This is a genomic window from Streptomyces vinaceus, assembly GCF_008704935.1.
Classification (GTDB): domain Bacteria; phylum Actinomycetota; class Actinomycetes; order Streptomycetales; family Streptomycetaceae; genus Streptomyces; species Streptomyces vinaceus.
Window position 1 is genome coordinate 4,976,888 of the sequence record NZ_CP023692.1, and the last position, 15,914, is coordinate 4,992,801.

Genomic DNA, 15,914 nt, shown 5'->3' on the forward strand with positions numbered 1-15,914 from the left:
CAGACGTACGAGCCCGGTCCGGGGACGCCCCGGACCGGGCTCGCCGCATGGATCCGGACGCCGCCGGAGAAGCGGACTATGCCAGGCGAATGCCGTGATTTAGCCCGGTGAGCGGGACATGGCACGATGCAGTCCATGTCCTCCGCACCGTACGGTCTCTCCCCCTACCCGATCGTGCAGGCTCCCATGGCGGGCGGCGCCTCCTGTCCGCCGCTGGCCGCCGCCGTGTGCGAGGCGGGCGGCCTGGGCTACCTGGCCGGCGGCTACAAGACCGCCGACGGCATGTACCAGGAGGTCAAACAGCTGCGCGCGCTCACCCGGCGCCCCTTCGGCGTGAACCTCTTCATGCCGCAGACCGGGTACGTGGACCCCGCCGCGGTGGAGGCGTACCGCGGGCAGCTCGCCGGTGAGGCGAGCTGGTACGACGTCTCCCTGGCCGAAGAGGACATCATCGGCACCAGCGACGACGGTTACGACGCCAAGCTCGCGATCCTGCTCGAAGACCCGGTCCCCGTCGTCTCGTTCACCTACGGGGTGCCCGCGCCCGCGGTCCTGGCCGCCCTGCGCAAGGCCGGCACGTACTCGGTCGTCACCGTCACCTCGGTCGACGAGGCCCGCGCCGTCCAGGCCGCGGGCGCCGACGCCGTCTGCGTCCAGGGCGTGGAGGCCGGCGGTCACCAGGGCACCCACCGCGACGACCCGCAGGCCGACGGCACGGCGGGCGTGGGCCTGCTCGCGCTCGTGGCCCAGGTACGGGAGGCCGTGGCGCTGCCGATCATCGCGGCGGGCGGGCTGATGCGGGGCTCGCAGGTCGCGGCGCTGCTGGCGGCGGGCGCGGACGCGGCGCAGTTCGGCACCGCGTTCCTGGCCTGCCCCGAATCGGGCGCGCACCCGCTGCACAAGCAGGCCCTGACCGACCCCCTGTTCCCCCACACGGAGCTCACCCGGGCGTTCTCGGGGCGGCCGGCCCGGGGCCTGGTGAACCGGTTCATGCGGGAGCACGGGCCGTACGCCCCGGCCGCGTACCCCCAGCTCCACCACATGACCAGCGGACTGCGCAAGGCGGCCGCCGCGGCCGGGGACCCGCAGGGCATGGCCCTGTGGGCGGGCCAGGGGCACCGGCTGGCCCGGGCCCTGCCCGCGGGGGAGCTGGTGGAGGTGCTGGTGGCCGAACTGGCCGAGGCGCAGAGCGGATGGAAGTCGATGGACAACAGGAGTACGTCATGACCGCCCCCGTGTTCGTGGTCGAAGAGGTCCCCGCAGGGCCGGAGTTCGTGCTCGACGGCCCGGAGGGCCGGCACGCGGTCTCCGTGAAGCGGCTGAACCCCGGCGAGGACGTGGTCCTCACCGACGGGCGCGGCCACTGGGCCGAGGGGGTCGTCAAGGCCGCCGAGGGCAAGGACCGGCTGGTGGTCATGGACCTGAACTCGATCGAGGAGGAACCGGAACCGGCCGTCCGGATCACCGTCGTACAGGCCCTCCCCAAGGGCGACCGAGGCGAGCTCGCCGTCGAGACCATGACCGAGACCGGCGTCGACGCCATCGTCCCCTGGCAGGCCTCGCGCTGCATCACCCAGTGGCGCGGCGACCGCGGCGCCAAGTCCCTGGCCAAGTGGCGGGCCACGGCCCGGGAGGCGGGCAAGCAGTCCCGCCGGGTGCGCTTCCCGGAGGTCGCGGAGGCCATGTCCACCAAGCAGGTCGCGGCGCTGCTGGCCGGGGCCGACCTGGCGATGGTCCTCCACGAGGACCGGGACACCCCCTCGGGCGCCCTGGCCACGGCCGAACTCCCGGCCGCCGGCTCCGTCGTCCTGGTCGTCGGACCCGAGGGCGGGGTCTCGCCGGAGGAGCTCGCCGTCTTCGCGGAGGCCGGGGCCCACCCGTACCGCCTGGGCTCCTCGGTCCTGCGCACCTCCACCGCCGGAACCGCGGCGACGGCGGTCCTGCTCGCGCGCACCGGCCGCTGGTCCTGAGCCGCCCGTCCCGCCGAAACCCGCATGAGGGCGCCGACGGCGCCGGATACGATGCCGGGGCTGATCATCGTCGGCTCCGGCGGCCCGTCCGCCGCAGCCGCAGTCTCGGAAGGCGGAGCAATGGCCGGGGAACCGCAGGCGGACTGCCTGTTCTGCAAGATCGTCGCGGGTAACATCCCCGCGACCGTGGTCCGGGAGACCGAGACGACGTTCGCCTTCCGGGACATCAACCCGCAGGCGCCCACGCACGTCCTCGTGATCCCCAAGGTGCACTACCCCGACGCCGCCTCGCTCGCCGCCGCCGACCCGGCCGCCGCCGCCGACGTGCTGCGCGAGGCCGGGCAGATCGCGGCCGACGAGAAGCTGGACGACCACGGCTACCGCATCGTGTTCAACACCGGCGCCGGAGCCGGCCAGACCGTCTTCCACGCGCACGCGCACGTCCTGGGCGGCCGCGGCCTCCAGTGGCCCCCCGGGTAGCACCGTGTCCGTACGCGAGTTCGTGGTGCTGGGCACCGCCAGCCAGGTGCCCACCCGCCACCGCAACCACAACGGCTACCTCCTGCGCTGGGACGGCGAGGGCATCCTGTTCGACCCGGGCGAGGGCACCCAGCGCCAGATGCTGCGCGCCGGGGTGGCCGCGCACGACATCGACCGGATCTGCGTCACCCACTTCCACGGTGACCACAGCCTCGGCCTCGCCGGGGTGATCCAGCGCATCAACCTGGACCGGGTCCCGCACCCCGTCACGGCGCACTACCCGGCCTCGGGGCAGAAGTTCTTCGACCGGCTCCGGTACGCCACCGCCTACCGGGAGACCGTGGCGCTGCGCGAGGAGCCCGTGGCGGCGGACGGGACGCTGGCCGAGGGGGCCTCGTACGTCCTGGAGGCCCGGCGGCTCTCGCACCCGGTGGAATCCTTCGGCTACCGCCTGACCGAACCGGACGGACGCCGCATGGTGCCCGAACTCCTCGCGCGGCACGGGATCAAGGGGCCCGACGTGGGCCGGATCCAGCGCGAGGGGCGGCTGGGCGGGGTCACGCTCGACGACGTCAGCGAGCCCCGGCCGGGCCAGAGCTTCGCCTTCGTCATGGACACCCGGCTGTGCCCCGGCGTCGACGCGCTCGCGGCGGGCGCCGACATGCTGGTGATCGAGTCCACGTTCCTCGACGAGGACGAGGCCCTGGCGACCGACCACGGCCACCTCACCGCCGGCCAGGCGGCCCGGGTCGCACGCGACGCGGGCGTACGCCACCTCGTGCTGACGCACTTCTCGCAGCGCTACGGCGACCCGCAGGAGTTCGAACGCCAGGCCCGCGCGGCCGGTTTCGAGGGCGAGCTGACGATCGCCGCGGACCTCGTACGGGTTCCCCTGCCCAAGCGGGGCTGAGGGCGGAGCGGGCAGCCGGTCCGGGGACCCGCTAGAGCCGGTCCTTCGCGGCGGCGCGGCGGGTGCGGGCGGCCGTGGGGGTCAGGAGCAGGATCCGGCGCGGAGTGCGCCGTACGCGGACGGGCGCGTCGGCCACCGGGCCGGGGCCGGGGGCCGGCGCCGGGACCTCGCCCCGCAGGACCGGTCCGCCGACCGCGGCGGTGGCGGTGGCCGCAGGGCCCCTGCCGGCGTGCACCGCGACGGCGGTCAGCGGTCCGGCCACCGCCAGCAGCAGCCCGCCCAGCACCAGTCCCATGCCCGGGAGCCCGAAGGCCTCGGCGAGCAGGCTGCCCGCCACCGGGCCGCAGGCCGTGCCCAGCGAGGAGGCGGCCCCGGCGAACACCGCCCAGCGGCCGCGCGGGTCCAGGGCCGCCGCGAGGCCGATCACGTACGAGAGGACGACCGGGTAGACCGCGTTCCACAGGACCTCCCCGGCCGCGAAACCGGCGAGCCCGTCCGCGGAGGCGGTCAGCACCACGCAGCCCGCGATGGCCGCCGTGCCCGCGCCGATCGGGACCGCCCGCCCCAGCCGCGTGCCGAACGCGGAGGCGCCCGTGACCCCGAGCAGGCCCGCGCCCAGCGCCACGGCGAAGACGACGCCCAGCGTGGCCTCGGACAGCCCCGCCTGCTCGGCGCCGATCCGCCCGCTGACGCCCCACAGGGCCTCCTGGGTCAGGGACCAGAGCAGCAGGCACCCCGCCAGCACCGCCCCGGCGCGCGGGTACGGCGGCCGGCCGGAGCTCCGTACGGCGGCCGGACCGGGACGGGTCGGCCCGCCCAGGCGGCCGGTGGCCGGCCAGGCCAGCGCCGCGACCAGGGCGATGGCCGCGAACGGCAGCCCGTGGCCGCCGCCGAGGTGGGGCAGGGTCAGGTACAGGGCCCCCGCGGTCGCCGAGACCGACAGCAGCCCGAGCGAGGACATCCGGTGCGGATCACGGTGCCCGGCGATCCCGGCGGCTGCCACGGCGGTCGCGCTGCCGGAGCCGAAGCCGCCGACCACCACGCCCGCGACCACGAGCGGGAGCAGGGTGGTGGAGGCCGCCGTCCCGTAGCCCAGGACGGCGAGCAGCAGGCCGAGCCGGGCCAGCGGCCGCGGCCCGCGGCGGGGGATGCAGGAGGCCAGGGTGAACCCGGCGGTGGCGGAGCCGAGGAGCAGGGCCGTGCCGACGAGCCCGGCCTGGGCGGGGCTCAGCGGGAGGTGGGCGTCGAGGCGTCCGACGACGGTGGGGAGCAGGTAGGGGGCGACGTACCCGGCCGTGAAGAGGGCCACCAGGGGCCAGGCGGCGGGCGGCGCGGGGGTGGTGTCGGACACGGCTCTTCCCGATGATGCGCAGGTGGGGCGGGATTTCCGCGAGGCCGCGGTCCCCTTGTCTATCAAGCCGCCGGCGACCCCGAGAAGAGCACCACGAGAGTGATGTGCGCCACACTGTGTTTTGGCCCTGCCCACGGTGGGCAGGGCTGGCAGCTTTCCACCGCATGCCCGCTTGCGGAAACGAGCCTTCGCACCAGAGCCGGGAGTACACCGTGACCAGTCGGGACAGCCGCACCAGCCGCACCGCAGACCTGGACCCGCTCGACAGCGCGGCCGCGGACCTGGATCCGCTCGGCCCGCTGCGGGACCCCCTGGAGCCGGGGTTCGACGTCTACCTGACCGGCACGGTCTTCCTCGACATCATCTTCACCGGCCTCGACTCGGCTCCGGTGCGCGGTACCGAGTCCTGGGCGCGCGGCATGGGCTCCAGTCCCGGCGGAGTGGCCAACATGGCCACCGCCCTGGCCCGGCTCGGCCTGCGCACCTCGCTGGCGGCCGCGTTCGGCGACGACCACTACGGCGAGTACTGCTGGGACGCGCTGGAGCAGGGCGAGGGCATCGACCTGTCGATGTCGCGGACCATCCCCGGCTGGCACAGCCCGGTCACGGTCTCGATGGCGTACGAGGGCGAGCGCACGATGGTCTCGCACGGCCACGAGGCCCCGCCCCCGGCGGGCCCCGGCCCGTTCCCGCAGTGCCCGCCGCGCACCCGGGCGGCCGTGGCCTCGCTGGCGCGGGGGCGGACGGAGCCGTGGGTCGCGGAGGCGGCGCGCCGCGGGGCGCGGATCTTCGCGGACGTGGGATGGGACGAAAGCGGCCGCTGGGACCTGGCGGCACTGCCGGACCTGGAGCACTGCGAGGCCTTCCTGCCGAACGCGGGGGAGGCGATGCGGTACACGCGGACGGACTGTCCCAGAGCCGCGGCCCGGGCGCTGGCCGAGAAGGTGCCGGTCGCGGTGGTGACGATGGGCGCGGAGGGCTCGTACGCGGTGGACGGGCGGACCGGCGAGACGGCGGAGGTCCCCGGGATCGCGGTGGAGGAGCTGGACCCGACGGGGGCGGGGGACGTCTACGTGGCCGGGTTCGTCACCGGCACCCTGGCGGGGTGGCCGCTGGGGGACCGGCTGGCCTTCGCGGGGCTGACGGCGGCCCTGTCGGTCCAGGAGTTCGGTGGCTCCCTGTCGGCCCCGGGCTGGCCGGAGGTGGCCCACTGGTGGCGCACGGTCCCCGAGACCCTGCGGCCGCGCTACGGGTTCCTCGACGCGCTGGTCCCGCCGGGCGGGGAGCCGGCCTCCCGGCGCCGGGCGGTCCCGACCATCGGCTTCCGCCATCCCGTCTAGGGCGTGCCCGCCAGGGCCCCGCGGGCGGGGTGAAAAACCCCCTCGGGGATGGGGCGGCCAAGTCGTACCCTTGGTACTCCGGAGGTCGTCGATCGGCGCGGCCCCTCAGCGGGAGGTATGTGCAGGCCACAGTGCCGGCCCATGACTCAGACACCCACAGCCCAGAACCCGGCGCCGGGGCAGGCGCGAGCCCACTTCACCGTTCCGGCCAGGCACCCGATGGTCGCGGTGCTCGGCTCTGGTGACGCCCTGTTGCGCGTGATCGAGAAGGCCTTCCCGAAGGCCGACATCCATGTTCGGGGCAATCAGGTCAGCGCGGTCGGAGACGCGGCGGAAGTCGCTCTGGTCCAGCGCCTGTTCGACGAGATGATGCTGGTGCTCCGCACCGGGCAGCCGATGACGGAGGACGCAGTGGAACGCTCGATCGCCATGCTCAAGGCGAGCGGCAACGGCAACGGGCCGGACGAGACCCCGGCGGAGGTGCTCACCCAGAACATCCTCTCCAGCCGCGGCCGCACCATCCGCCCCAAGACCCTCAACCAGAAGCGGTACGTCGACGCGATCGACAAGAACACGATCGTGTTCGGCATCGGCCCCGCCGGTACCGGCAAGACCTACCTCGCCATGGCCAAGGCGGTCCAGGCCCTGCAGTCCAAGCAGGTCAGCCGGATCATCCTGACCCGCCCCGCCGTCGAGGCCGGAGAGCGGCTCGGCTTCCTGCCCGGCACCCTCTTCGACAAGATCGACCCGTACCTGCGCCCGCTGTACGACGCGCTGCACGACATGATCGACCCGGACTCGATCCCCCGCCTGATGGCCGCGGGGACCATCGAGGTCGCGCCGCTCGCGTACATGCGCGGCCGTAGTCAGCCGATCTTCACGAACGTTCTGACACCGGATGGCTGGCGACCCATCGGCGATCTTCGAGTGGGTGACCTGGTCGTCGGATCGAATGGCGAGCCGACCCCGGTCCTCGGTGTCTATCCGCAGGGCGAGAAGGACATCTACCGTGTCACGTCCCAGGACGGCTCCTGGACCCTGGCCTGCGGTGAGCACCTCTGGACGGTCAGGACGCGCGACGACAAGCGCCGCGACAAGCCGTGGCGTGTGCTGGAGACCCAGGACATGATCGGCAACCTCCGGGCAGGGCACGCCCGCCGCTATGAGCTGCCGATGCTCACCGCACCTGTCGAGTTCCCCGTACGCGAGATCCCCATGGACCCGTACGCGCTCGGGCTGCTGCTCGGGGACGGATGCCTGACCGGCTCCACCACCCCGTCGTTCTCCACGGAGGACGAGGAACTCGTCCACGCGCTGGAGGCTGCGCTTCCAGGTGTGGCCGTTCGGCACAAGGGCGGTCCCGACTACGTCCTGAACCGGACCAAGTCTCCCGGTGACGTGATCACCCTGGAGAATCCCGTCACCCGGATCCTGCGCGAACTGGACCTGCTCGGCAGCCGTTCACACTCCAAGTTCGTGCCGGACGACTACCTGTTCAACACGGCGGATGTCCGTCTCGCCGTGCTCCAGGGGCTGCTCGACTCCGACGGCGGCCCGGTCGCCCAGAAGGACCGGACCTGTCGGATCCAATACTCCACGGCGTCGGTCGTCCTGAGGGACGACGTGATCGCCCTCGTCCAGTCCCTCGGCGGCGTCGCGTACACCCGGCGTCGCGCGGCCGAGGGACGCGAGCAGGGCAGTGCGCGAGCCGCTCACCGCTACGACGCGCACGTCGTCGACATCCGCCTGCCCGAGGGCATCGAGCCCTTCCGTCTCGCCCGCAAGCGGGACAGCTACCGCGCGGCCGGCGGAGGCGGGCGTCCGATGCGCTTCATCGACTCGATCGAGCCGGCGGGGCGGGAGGAGGCGGTGTGCATCCAGGTGGCCGCCGAGGACTCGCTGTACGTCACGCAGGACTATCTCCTGACGCACAACACCCTCAACGAGGCGTTCGTCGTCCTCGACGAGGCGCAGAACACGACCACCGAGCAGATGAAGATGTTTCTGACCCGCCTCGGCTTCGATTCGAAGATCGTCATCACGGGTGACATCACCCAGGTCGACCTGCCCGGCGGCGCCAAGTCGGGTCTGCGCCAGGTCCAGACGATCCTCGAAGGGGTCCCGGACATCCACTTCTCGCGGCTCACGTCCGAGGATGTCGTCCGGCACAAGCTGGTCGGCCGTATCGTCGATGCGTACGAGAAGTACGACGACAGCCAGGACGCCCAGCAGTCCCGGAACGGCTACCAGCGGAAGTAGAACCCAGCGCACCATGTCGATCGACGTCAACAACGAGTCCGGAACCGAGGTCGACGAGCGGGCGATCCTCGACATCGCCCGCTACGCGCTCACCCGGATGCGGATCCACCCGCTGTCCGAGCTCTCCGTCATCGTCGTCGACGAGGACGCCATGGAGCAGCTCCACATCCAGTGGATGGACCTGCCCGGTCCCACCGACGTCATGTCCTTCCCGATGGACGAGCTCCGTCCGCCGGCGAAGGACGACGAGGAGCCCCCGCAGGGGCTCCTCGGCGACATCGTGCTCTGCCCCGAGGTCGCCAAGAAGCAGGGCGAGGAAGCCCCGACGCAGCACTCCATGGACGAGGAGCTCCAGCTCCTGACCGTCCACGGGGTGCTGCACCTGCTCGGGTACGACCACGAGGAGCCGGACGAGAAGGCCGAGATGTTCGGCCTCCAGGCGGCCATCGTCGACGGCTGGCGCGGTGAGCGCGGCATGACCGGTCCGTCCCCGGCCCCGACCGTCTCGTGACCGCCCCGCAGCTGATCACCGGCGCGGTCCTGCTGGTGGTGGTGGCCTGGTTCGCGGCGTGCGCCGAGTCCGGGATCGCCCGGATCTCCAGCTTCCGCGCCGAGCAGGCCGTACGGGAAGGCCGGCGCGGCAGCGCGAAGCTGGCGCAGGTCGCCGCCGACCCGACCCGTTACCTCAACGTGGCGCTGCTCGTGCGGGTCACCTGCGAGATGGCGGCCGGCGTGCTCGTCACGTACGTCTGCCTCGACGAGTTCGGCGACAACTGGAAGGCCCTGCTCATCGCGATCGCCGTGATGGTGCTGGTGTCCTTCGTGGCCGTCGGGGTCTCCCCGCGCACCATCGGCCGCCAGCACCCCCTCAACACGGCGACGGCGGCCTCGTACGTCCTGGTCCCGCTCGCCCGCGTCATGGGACCGGTCCCGCAGCTGCTGATCCTGATCGGCAACGCGCTCACGCCCGGAAAGGGCTTCCGCAAGGGGCCGTTCGCCTCCGAGGCCGAGCTGCGCGCGATGGTCGACCTGGCGGAGAAGGAGTCGCTGATCGAGGACGAGGAGCGCCGGATGGTGCACCAGGTCTTCGAGCTCGGCGACACGCTGGTGCGCGAGGTGATGGTGCCGCGCACCGACCTGGTCTGCATCGAGCGGTACAAGACGATCCGTCAGGCGACCACGCTGGCGCTGCGGTCGGGCTTCTCGCGCATCCCGGTCACCGGGGAGAACGAGGACGACATCGTCGGCATCGTGTACCTGAAGGACCTGGTCCGCAAGACGCACATCAGCCGGGAGGCGGAGGCCGACCTGGTCACGACCGCGATGCGGCCGGCGGTGTTCGTACCGGACACCAAGAACGCGGGCGACCTGCTGCGCGAGATGCAGCAGGTGCGCAACCACGTGGCCGTGGTCATCGACGAGTACGGCGGCACGGCGGGCATCGTCACCATCGAGGACATCCTGGAAGAGATCGTCGGGGAGATCACCGACGAGTACGACCGCGAGCTCGCGCCCGTGGAGGAGCTGGGCGAGGACCGCTACCGGGTGACCGCGCGGCTCGACATCACCGATCTCGGCGAGCTGTTCAAGGTCGAGGACTACGACGACGAGGACGTGGAGACGGTCGGCGGCCTGCTGGCCAAGGCGCTGGGCCGGGTGCCGATCGCGGGCGCCTCGGCGGTCGTGGAGCTGCCGGACGGGCGGCCGCTGCGGCTGACGGCCGAGTCCCCGGCCGGGCGCCGGAACAAGATCGTGACGGTGCTGGTGGAGCCGCTGGCCCAGGTGGCGGGCGAGGAGGGGGAGGACGTATGACGCCCGCGGAGCTGCGTGCGTTCTGCCTGGGGTTCAACGCGGCGGTGGAGGAGTTCCCCTTCACGCCCGAGACCTCGGTGTTCAAGGTGCTGGGGAAGGTGTTCGCGCTGAGCGCGCTGGACGCCGACCCGCTCAAGGTCAACCTCAAGTGCGAGCCGGAACTGGCGGTGCGGTTGCGCGAGGAGCACGAGGCGATCGTGCCGGGCTGGCACATGAACAAGCGGCACTGGAACACGGTGACGGTCGGCGCCCTGCCGGACGCGCTGGTGCGCGAGCTGGTCGAGGACTCGTACGACCTGGTGGTCGCGGGGCTGCCGAGGGCGGAGCGGCTGCGGCTCGACCGGCCGTGAGGGTCGACCTCCCGGGGGTGGAACACGGACAGGACGAAGGTCACTGGACTGCGTGACCTTTGGATCCCAGGTTCCGTTTATTGATCGCCTAGGTTTGGTCCCGCGTGCCTCAAGATCCAGGGGGATGGGGGACGGGGGACGGAGGGGAGAGCGTCTCGGCGGGGCCGTCGTGCGGCTCCGCCGAGACGCTCCATATGCTTTCGCCCATGACCGACAGCACCGGGATCAACCCCGAGGACAGCAAGATCATCACGCTCGCGCGCAGCGCCCGGGCCCGCAACGGAGTGCCCGAGGGCGCGGCGGTGCGGGACGAGACCGGCCGTACGTACGTCGCCGGGACGGTGGAGCTGGACTCCCTGAAGCTGAGCGCGCTGCAGACGGCGGTCGCGATGGCGGTGGCGAGCGGGGCCGAGTCCCTGGAGGCCGCGGCCGTGGTCAGTTCGGCGCAGGCGGTGGCCGACGCCGACCGCGCGGCGGTCAGCGACCTCGGCGGCCCGGACACGCCCGTCCTGCTGGCCGGCCCGGACGGCATCCTCAAGTCCACGACCCCGGCGGGCGCCTGACCCCGCGCCGGCCCGCGGCCGCCCCGTTCACGCCGTGAGGGCGACGGGGCGGCGGCGGATCACCATCGCCATCAGCGCCGCCATCGCGCACAGCGCGCCCGACGCGTACCAGACCAGGTCGTAGCTGCCGAAGGCGTCGCGGGCCAGGCCGCCCAGGAAGGCCACCAGCGCCGCGCCCACCTGGTGCGAGGCCAGGACCCAGCCGAAGACGATGGCGCTGTCCTGCCCGTAGTGCTCACGGCAGAGCGCGATGGTCGGCGGGACGGTCGCGACCCAGTCCAGCCCGTAGAAGATGATGAAGAAGACCATCGGCGGGTGCACGGAAGGCGCCAGCAGCATCGGCAGGAACAGCAGCGAGACCCCGCGCAGCGCGTAGTACACCGCCAGCAGGCGGCGCGCCTCGAAGCGGTCCGTGAACCAGCCGGAGGCGATGGTGCCGATCACGTCGAACACGCCGATCACCGCGAGCAGCCCCGCGGCCGCCGTCACCGGCATGCCGTGGTCGTGCGCCGCCGGCACGAAATGGGTCTTGACCAGCCCGTTGGTCGAGGCACCGCAGATCGCGAAGGTGCCCGCCAGCAGCCAGAAGGGGCCGGTACGGGCCGCCTTGAACAGGACCGTCACCGTCCGGCGCGCCGCTCCCAGGGCCGGCGCGGGCTTCTCGGCGTAACCGCCCCCGTACGGCGCGAGCCCCACGTCGGCCGGGTGGTCGCGCAGCAGCAGCCAGACGAACGGGACGACCGCGAGCGCCGCCAGCGAGACCGTCACGGCCGCCGGACGCCAGCCGTGGTGCACCACCAGCCAGGACAGCAGCGGCAGGAAGATCAGCTGCCCGGAGGCCCCGGCCGCGGTCAGGATGCCGGTGACGAGCCCGCGCCGGGCGGTGAACCAGCGGTTGGTCACCGTCGCCGCGAAGGCCAGCGCCATGGAGCCGCTGCCCAGGCCCACCAGTACGCCCCAGAACAGCACGAGCTGCCAGGACGCCGTCATCCACACGGTGGCCGCCGTGCCGCCGGATATGACCAGCAGGGCCAGGGCCACCACCTTGCGGATGCCGAAGCGGTCCATCAGCGCGGCGGCGAAGGGGGCGGTGAGCCCGTAGAGCGCGAGGTTCACCGATACGGCGAAGCCGATCGTGCCGCGCGACCAGTCGAACTCCTCGTGCAGCGGATCGATGAGCAGTCCGGGCAGGGAGGCGAAGGCGGCGGCGCCGATGATCGTCACGAAGGCGACGGCGGCCACGAACCAGGCGCGGTGGATGCGCCCCGGGGGGTTCGGGGCGGCGGCCGCGGGAGCGGGGGCTGCGTCGGGAGCTGTCTGCGTCACGCCGACAGCTTCCGGCCAGGAGGCCCCCGTACGACAGTGGCCTGACCGACACCCTTCGATATGATCGGGCCATGGCACCCCACCGCGTCGTCGTCCTCGCGCTCACCGGGCTGCTGCCCTTCGAGCTCGGCATCCCGCACCGGATCTTCGGCCGCGCCAAGGATCCCGCCGGAGCCCCGCTGTACGAGATCCTCACCTGCGCCCTGGCGCCCGGGCCGGTGCGCACGGACGCCGATTTCGCGGTCCACGTCGAGCACGGCCCCGAGCTGCTGGCCACGGCCGACACGGTGGTGGTGCCCGCCTCCTACGAGCTGGGGCCGGTGTACGAGGAGGGCCGCCTGACCGGCGAACTCGCCGCCGCGCTCGCCCGCGTCCGGCCCGGGACGCGGCTGGTGTCCATCTGCACGGGCGGGTACGTGCTGGCCGCAGCCGGGTTCCTGGACGGCCGGCCCGCCACCACCCACTGGGCGCACGCCGAGCACTTCCAGCGGCTCTTCCCGGCCGTACGGGTGGACGCGGACGTGCTCTACACCGACGACGGGGACGTGCTGACCTCGGCCGGGGTGGCCGCCGGCATCGACCTGTGCCTGCACATCGTGCGCCGCGACCACGGCGCGGCCGTCGCCAACGACGTGGCCCGGCGGACCGTCGTACCGCCGCACCGGGACGGCGGGCAGGCCCAGTTCATCGACCGCCCGGTGCCGCAGCCGCAGCTGGCGAGTACGGCGGCGGCCCGCGCGTGGGTGCTGGACCGGCTGCACGAGCCGGTGCGGCTGGCGGACCTGGCCCGGCAGGAGGCCATGTCGGTACGGACGTTCACGCGCCGCTTCCGCGAGGAGTCCGGGGTCAGCCCGGGGGAATGGATCGTCGGGCAGCGGGTGGAGCGGGCCCGGGCGCTGCTGGAGCGGACGGAGCTGCCGATGGAACAGGTGGCGCGGGAGGCGGGGTTCGGGACGGCGCAGTCGCTGCGCAAGCACGTGCAGGCGGCGCTGGGGGTGAGCCCGACGGCGTACCGGCGCACGTTCCGCGCGGCTGGCGGGCAGGGGGAATCCGCCATTTCCTGATGGGCCATCAGTTGGTGCCGGGCCCGCGCCTTGACTTCTCCCGCCGTCCGCTCGTGAATGGCCCCCTGTCGACGCGACCTAGGGGGCGGGCCGTGCGAACACGGGCGGGCAGGAGCAGATGGTCGGCTGCCTTCGGCGTGGCCGCGCTCGCGGCGACGGCCGGGGGAGTGCTGGGCCCGCCCGCGGCCGCCGAATCCCAGACGCCCTCCGGCCAAGTGGAGTTCCCGACGCGGTGCCTGCCGCCGCGGGAGGCCGGCCTGCCGGCCGCCGAGGGGCCGACCACGGCACGGATCACCGTGGACGACCCGGCGCCGAAGGTCGGGGACACGGTCACCGTGACCTACCAGGTGACCCGGACCCCCGCCGTGAACCCGGTTGCCGACGAGCTCCCGGCCGATGTGCTGACCCCGGCCGGGCGGGTCCTCCTCGGCGGCGCGCAGAGCGGTGAGGTCACCGTCGTGGGGGCGCAGCGCAACGATCCCGTCGGGGCGGGGGCGGCCCTGCCGGCCGTCACGATGACCGGCACCTTCACCGTCACCGCACCGGGTGCGATCACCCTGGCCCCGGGCGGCTACACGCTGCACACCAGCCACCTGCTGGACCTGGACACCGGCTGCGCCGTGACCGGGGCGCCGGTGTCCGGACGGATCACCGCGAGCCCCCTGCCCCGGGCGAACCTGCGCTCGCTCGCGCTCGGCGCCGCGTACGGGAAGCCGGGCGCCGGGGTCGAGGTCACCGGCGCCGGCTTCGCCCCGGGCGCGGCCGTGACGGTGGCCGGCCGGGCGGGCGCCGCCGAGACGGCGGACCGGGTGGCGGCGAGGGCGGACGGGCGGGGGGAGGTCCGGGCGCACCTCCCGGTCACCGACCGGGCCACGACGGCGGTGGTGGCGTACGAGGGCCCGGCCTGGTCGGCGCAGGAGGGTTCGGGCCCGGCGGCGTACACGGTGCTCGCCCCGGCGCCCCCGCGGGCGGCCGCCCAGGAGGTGACCGCGCTGGTGGTGGATCCCGGCGCCCTGTCGATGACCCAGACGGGCGCCTCCCTCACGCTGGGCGCGCTCCCGTACGGGTCGGGCGGCGCGGCCCCGGGCCGGATCGGCACGGTCACCGTCAAGGACGCCCGGGGCGGGGTGCGGGGATGGACGCTGACCGGAAAGGTCACGGCCTTCACGGGTGCGGGCGGGGCAGCGGTCCCGGGCGCATCGCTGAGCTGGACGCCGACCTGCACGGCGGCGCCGGGCAGCGCGGGCCGCTGCGCGGCGGGCAGCGCCGGGCCGGTCGGACCGGAGGGGGCGGTGCTGGCCTCCGTACCGGACGGCGCCGCGGCGGGCGGCACCTTCACGATCGACGCGGCCGTCACCCTCACGCTGCCCGCGTACACCCCGCCGGGCGCCTACCGGGCGGTGCTGACCCTGACCCTCTCCTGACCCAGTCCGGCCCTCCGTCCGGCCCTCCTCGTGGCGGACTGGTCGGCGCGGGGACCCGCATCGGGGAGAATGGCCCGTATGAGCGATCGTTCCCCCGAGTCCACCGCCCCGCACCGTGCGGGCTTCGCCTGCTTCGTCGGCCGCCCCAACGCGGGGAAGTCGACCCTGACCAACGCACTCGTGGGCACCAAGGTCGCGATCACCTCCAACCGGCCGCAGACCACCCGCCACACCGTCCGCGGCATCGTGCACCGCCCCGACGCCCAGCTCGTGCTGGTCGACACCCCCGGTCTGCACAAGCCGCGCACGCTCCTCGGCGAGCGGCTGAACGATGTCGTGCGCACCACCTGGGCCGAGGTCGACGTGATCGGCTTCTGCCTGCCCGCCGACCAGAAGCTGGGCCCCGGCGACAAGTTCATCGCGAAGGAGCTCGCGGGGATCAAGAAGACCCCCAAGATCGCCATCGTGACCAAGACCGACCTCGTCGACTCCAAGGCACTGGCCGAGCAGCTCCTCGCGATCCACCAGCTCGGCGCCGAGCTCGGCATCGAGTGGGCCGAGATCGTCCCCGTCTCGGCGGTCGGCGACACCCAGGTCCAGCTGCTGGCCGACCTGATCGCGCCGCTGCTGCCGGAGAGCCCGCCGCTGTACCCGGAGGGCGACCTCACCGACGAGCCCGAGATGGTGATGGTCGCGGAGCTGATCCGCGAGGCCGCGCTGGAGGGCGTACGCGACGAGCTCCCGCACTCCATCGCCGTCGTGGTCGAGGAGATGATCCCCCGGGAGAACCGCCCGGCGGACCGCCCGCTGCTGGACATCCACGCGAACGTCTACATCGAGCGGCCGAGCCAGAAGGGCATCATCATCGGCCCGAAGGGCTCCCGGCTGAAGGAGGTCGGGATGAAGTCGCGCAAGCACATCGAGGCGCTGCTCGGCACCCCGGTCTTCCTGGACCTGCACGTTAAGGTCGCCAAGGACTGGCAGCGCGACCCCAAGCAGCTGCGCAAGCTGGGGTTCTGAGGGACCCGGGGCCCGGTCCGAGCGACAGGGCCCGGCCGCACCTCA

15 protein-coding genes are annotated in these 15,914 nt (G+C 73.3%); 13 read left to right on the forward strand and 2 right to left on the reverse strand.

Features of this window, described 5'->3' with window-relative positions; genetic code table 11:
• Positions 1 to 135 precede the first annotated feature (135 nt).
• The 4 genes from CP980_RS22420 to CP980_RS22435 all read left to right on the forward strand — a co-directional run bounded on the left by CP980_RS22420 (position 136) and on the right by CP980_RS22435 (position 3,360).
• Positions 136 to 1,227 carry a nitronate monooxygenase gene (locus CP980_RS22420; protein WP_150528927.1) on the forward strand — a complete coding sequence of 364 codons (1,092 nt, stop codon included), beginning with the start codon at positions 136 to 138 and terminating at the stop codon, positions 1,225 to 1,227.
• The gene (locus CP980_RS22425; RefSeq protein ID WP_123514517.1) at positions 1,224 to 1,970 is read left to right on the forward strand and encodes a 16S rRNA (uracil(1498)-N(3))-methyltransferase; all 747 of its coding nucleotides are present in this window, start codon (positions 1,224 to 1,226) and stop codon (positions 1,968 to 1,970) included. Before CP980_RS22420 ends, CP980_RS22425 begins: the two co-directional genes overlap by 4 nt.
• Before the next feature lie 120 nt (positions 1,971 to 2,090).
• Positions 2,091 to 2,450 carry a histidine triad nucleotide-binding protein gene (locus CP980_RS22430; protein ID WP_132755311.1) on the forward strand — a complete coding sequence of 120 codons (360 nt, stop codon included), beginning with the start codon at positions 2,091 to 2,093 and terminating at the stop codon, positions 2,448 to 2,450.
• 4 nt (positions 2,451 to 2,454) lie between these two features.
• A complete protein-coding gene (locus tag CP980_RS22435) occupies positions 2,455 to 3,360 on the forward strand; it encodes a ribonuclease Z (protein ID WP_150528928.1) in 906 nt (301 codons plus the stop codon).
• Between the two features lie 31 nt (positions 3,361 to 3,391).
• Here the strand turns inward: CP980_RS22435 and CP980_RS22440 are convergent, their stop codons facing one another.
• The gene (locus CP980_RS22440) at positions 3,392 to 4,711 is read right to left on the reverse strand and encodes an MFS transporter (protein WP_189999315.1); all 1,320 of its coding nucleotides are present in this window, start codon (positions 4,709 to 4,711) and stop codon (positions 3,392 to 3,394) included.
• A 164-nt stretch (positions 4,712 to 4,875) separates the two neighbouring features.
• On the opposite strand from CP980_RS22440, the gene CP980_RS22445 reads away from it, so the two are divergent.
• The 6 genes from CP980_RS22445 to CP980_RS22470 all read left to right on the forward strand — a co-directional run bounded on the left by CP980_RS22445 (position 4,876) and on the right by CP980_RS22470 (position 11,035).
• Positions 4,876 to 6,051, forward strand: a complete 1,176-nt coding sequence (locus tag CP980_RS22445; RefSeq protein WP_150528929.1) for a carbohydrate kinase family protein — start codon at positions 4,876 to 4,878, stop codon at positions 6,049 to 6,051.
• Between the two features lie 141 nt (positions 6,052 to 6,192).
• Entirely contained in the window at positions 6,193 to 8,310 is a 2,118-nt protein-coding gene (locus CP980_RS22450; RefSeq protein WP_150528930.1) for a PhoH family protein, read from the forward strand.
• Positions 8,311 to 8,323: 13 nt separating this feature from the next.
• A complete protein-coding gene (ybeY, locus tag CP980_RS22455) occupies positions 8,324 to 8,821 on the forward strand; it encodes an rRNA maturation RNase YbeY (protein ID WP_099892475.1) in 498 nt (165 codons plus the stop codon).
• On the forward strand, positions 8,818 to 10,122 hold the full coding sequence (locus CP980_RS22460; RefSeq protein ID WP_132755320.1) for a hemolysin family protein: 1,305 nt from the start codon (positions 8,818 to 8,820) through the stop codon (positions 10,120 to 10,122). The genes ybeY and CP980_RS22460 overlap by 4 nt, the downstream gene beginning before the upstream one ends.
• The gene (locus tag CP980_RS22465) at positions 10,119 to 10,472 is read left to right on the forward strand and encodes an MmcQ/YjbR family DNA-binding protein (protein ID WP_048480608.1); all 354 of its coding nucleotides are present in this window, start codon (positions 10,119 to 10,121) and stop codon (positions 10,470 to 10,472) included. Before CP980_RS22460 ends, CP980_RS22465 begins: the two co-directional genes overlap by 4 nt.
• Positions 10,473 to 10,678: 206 nt before the next feature.
• Positions 10,679 to 11,035, forward strand: a complete 357-nt coding sequence (locus CP980_RS22470; protein ID WP_150528931.1) for a cytidine deaminase — start codon at positions 10,679 to 10,681, stop codon at positions 11,033 to 11,035.
• Positions 11,036 to 11,062: 27 nt separating this feature from the next.
• On the opposite strand, the gene CP980_RS22475 is transcribed toward CP980_RS22470, so the two are convergent.
• The gene (locus CP980_RS22475; RefSeq protein WP_150528932.1) at positions 11,063 to 12,361 is read right to left on the reverse strand and encodes an MFS transporter; all 1,299 of its coding nucleotides are present in this window, start codon (positions 12,359 to 12,361) and stop codon (positions 11,063 to 11,065) included.
• 71 nt (positions 12,362 to 12,432) lie between these two features.
• On the opposite strand from CP980_RS22475, the gene CP980_RS22480 reads away from it, so the two are divergent.
• The 3 genes from CP980_RS22480 to era all read left to right on the forward strand — a co-directional run bounded on the left by CP980_RS22480 (position 12,433) and on the right by era (position 15,869).
• Positions 12,433 to 13,425 carry a GlxA family transcriptional regulator gene (locus tag CP980_RS22480; RefSeq protein WP_150528933.1) on the forward strand — a complete coding sequence of 331 codons (993 nt, stop codon included), beginning with the start codon at positions 12,433 to 12,435 and terminating at the stop codon, positions 13,423 to 13,425.
• 137 nt (positions 13,426 to 13,562) lie between these two features.
• Entirely contained in the window at positions 13,563 to 14,849 is a 1,287-nt protein-coding gene (locus CP980_RS22485; RefSeq protein WP_150528934.1) for a beta-xylosidase, read from the forward strand.
• 69 nt (positions 14,850 to 14,918) lie between these two features.
• Positions 14,919 to 15,869: a GTPase Era gene (era, locus tag CP980_RS22490; protein WP_037837453.1), complete on the forward strand. Its 951-nt coding sequence runs from the start codon at positions 14,919 to 14,921 to the stop codon at positions 15,867 to 15,869.
• The last annotated feature ends 45 nt before the right edge of the window (positions 15,870 to 15,914 follow it).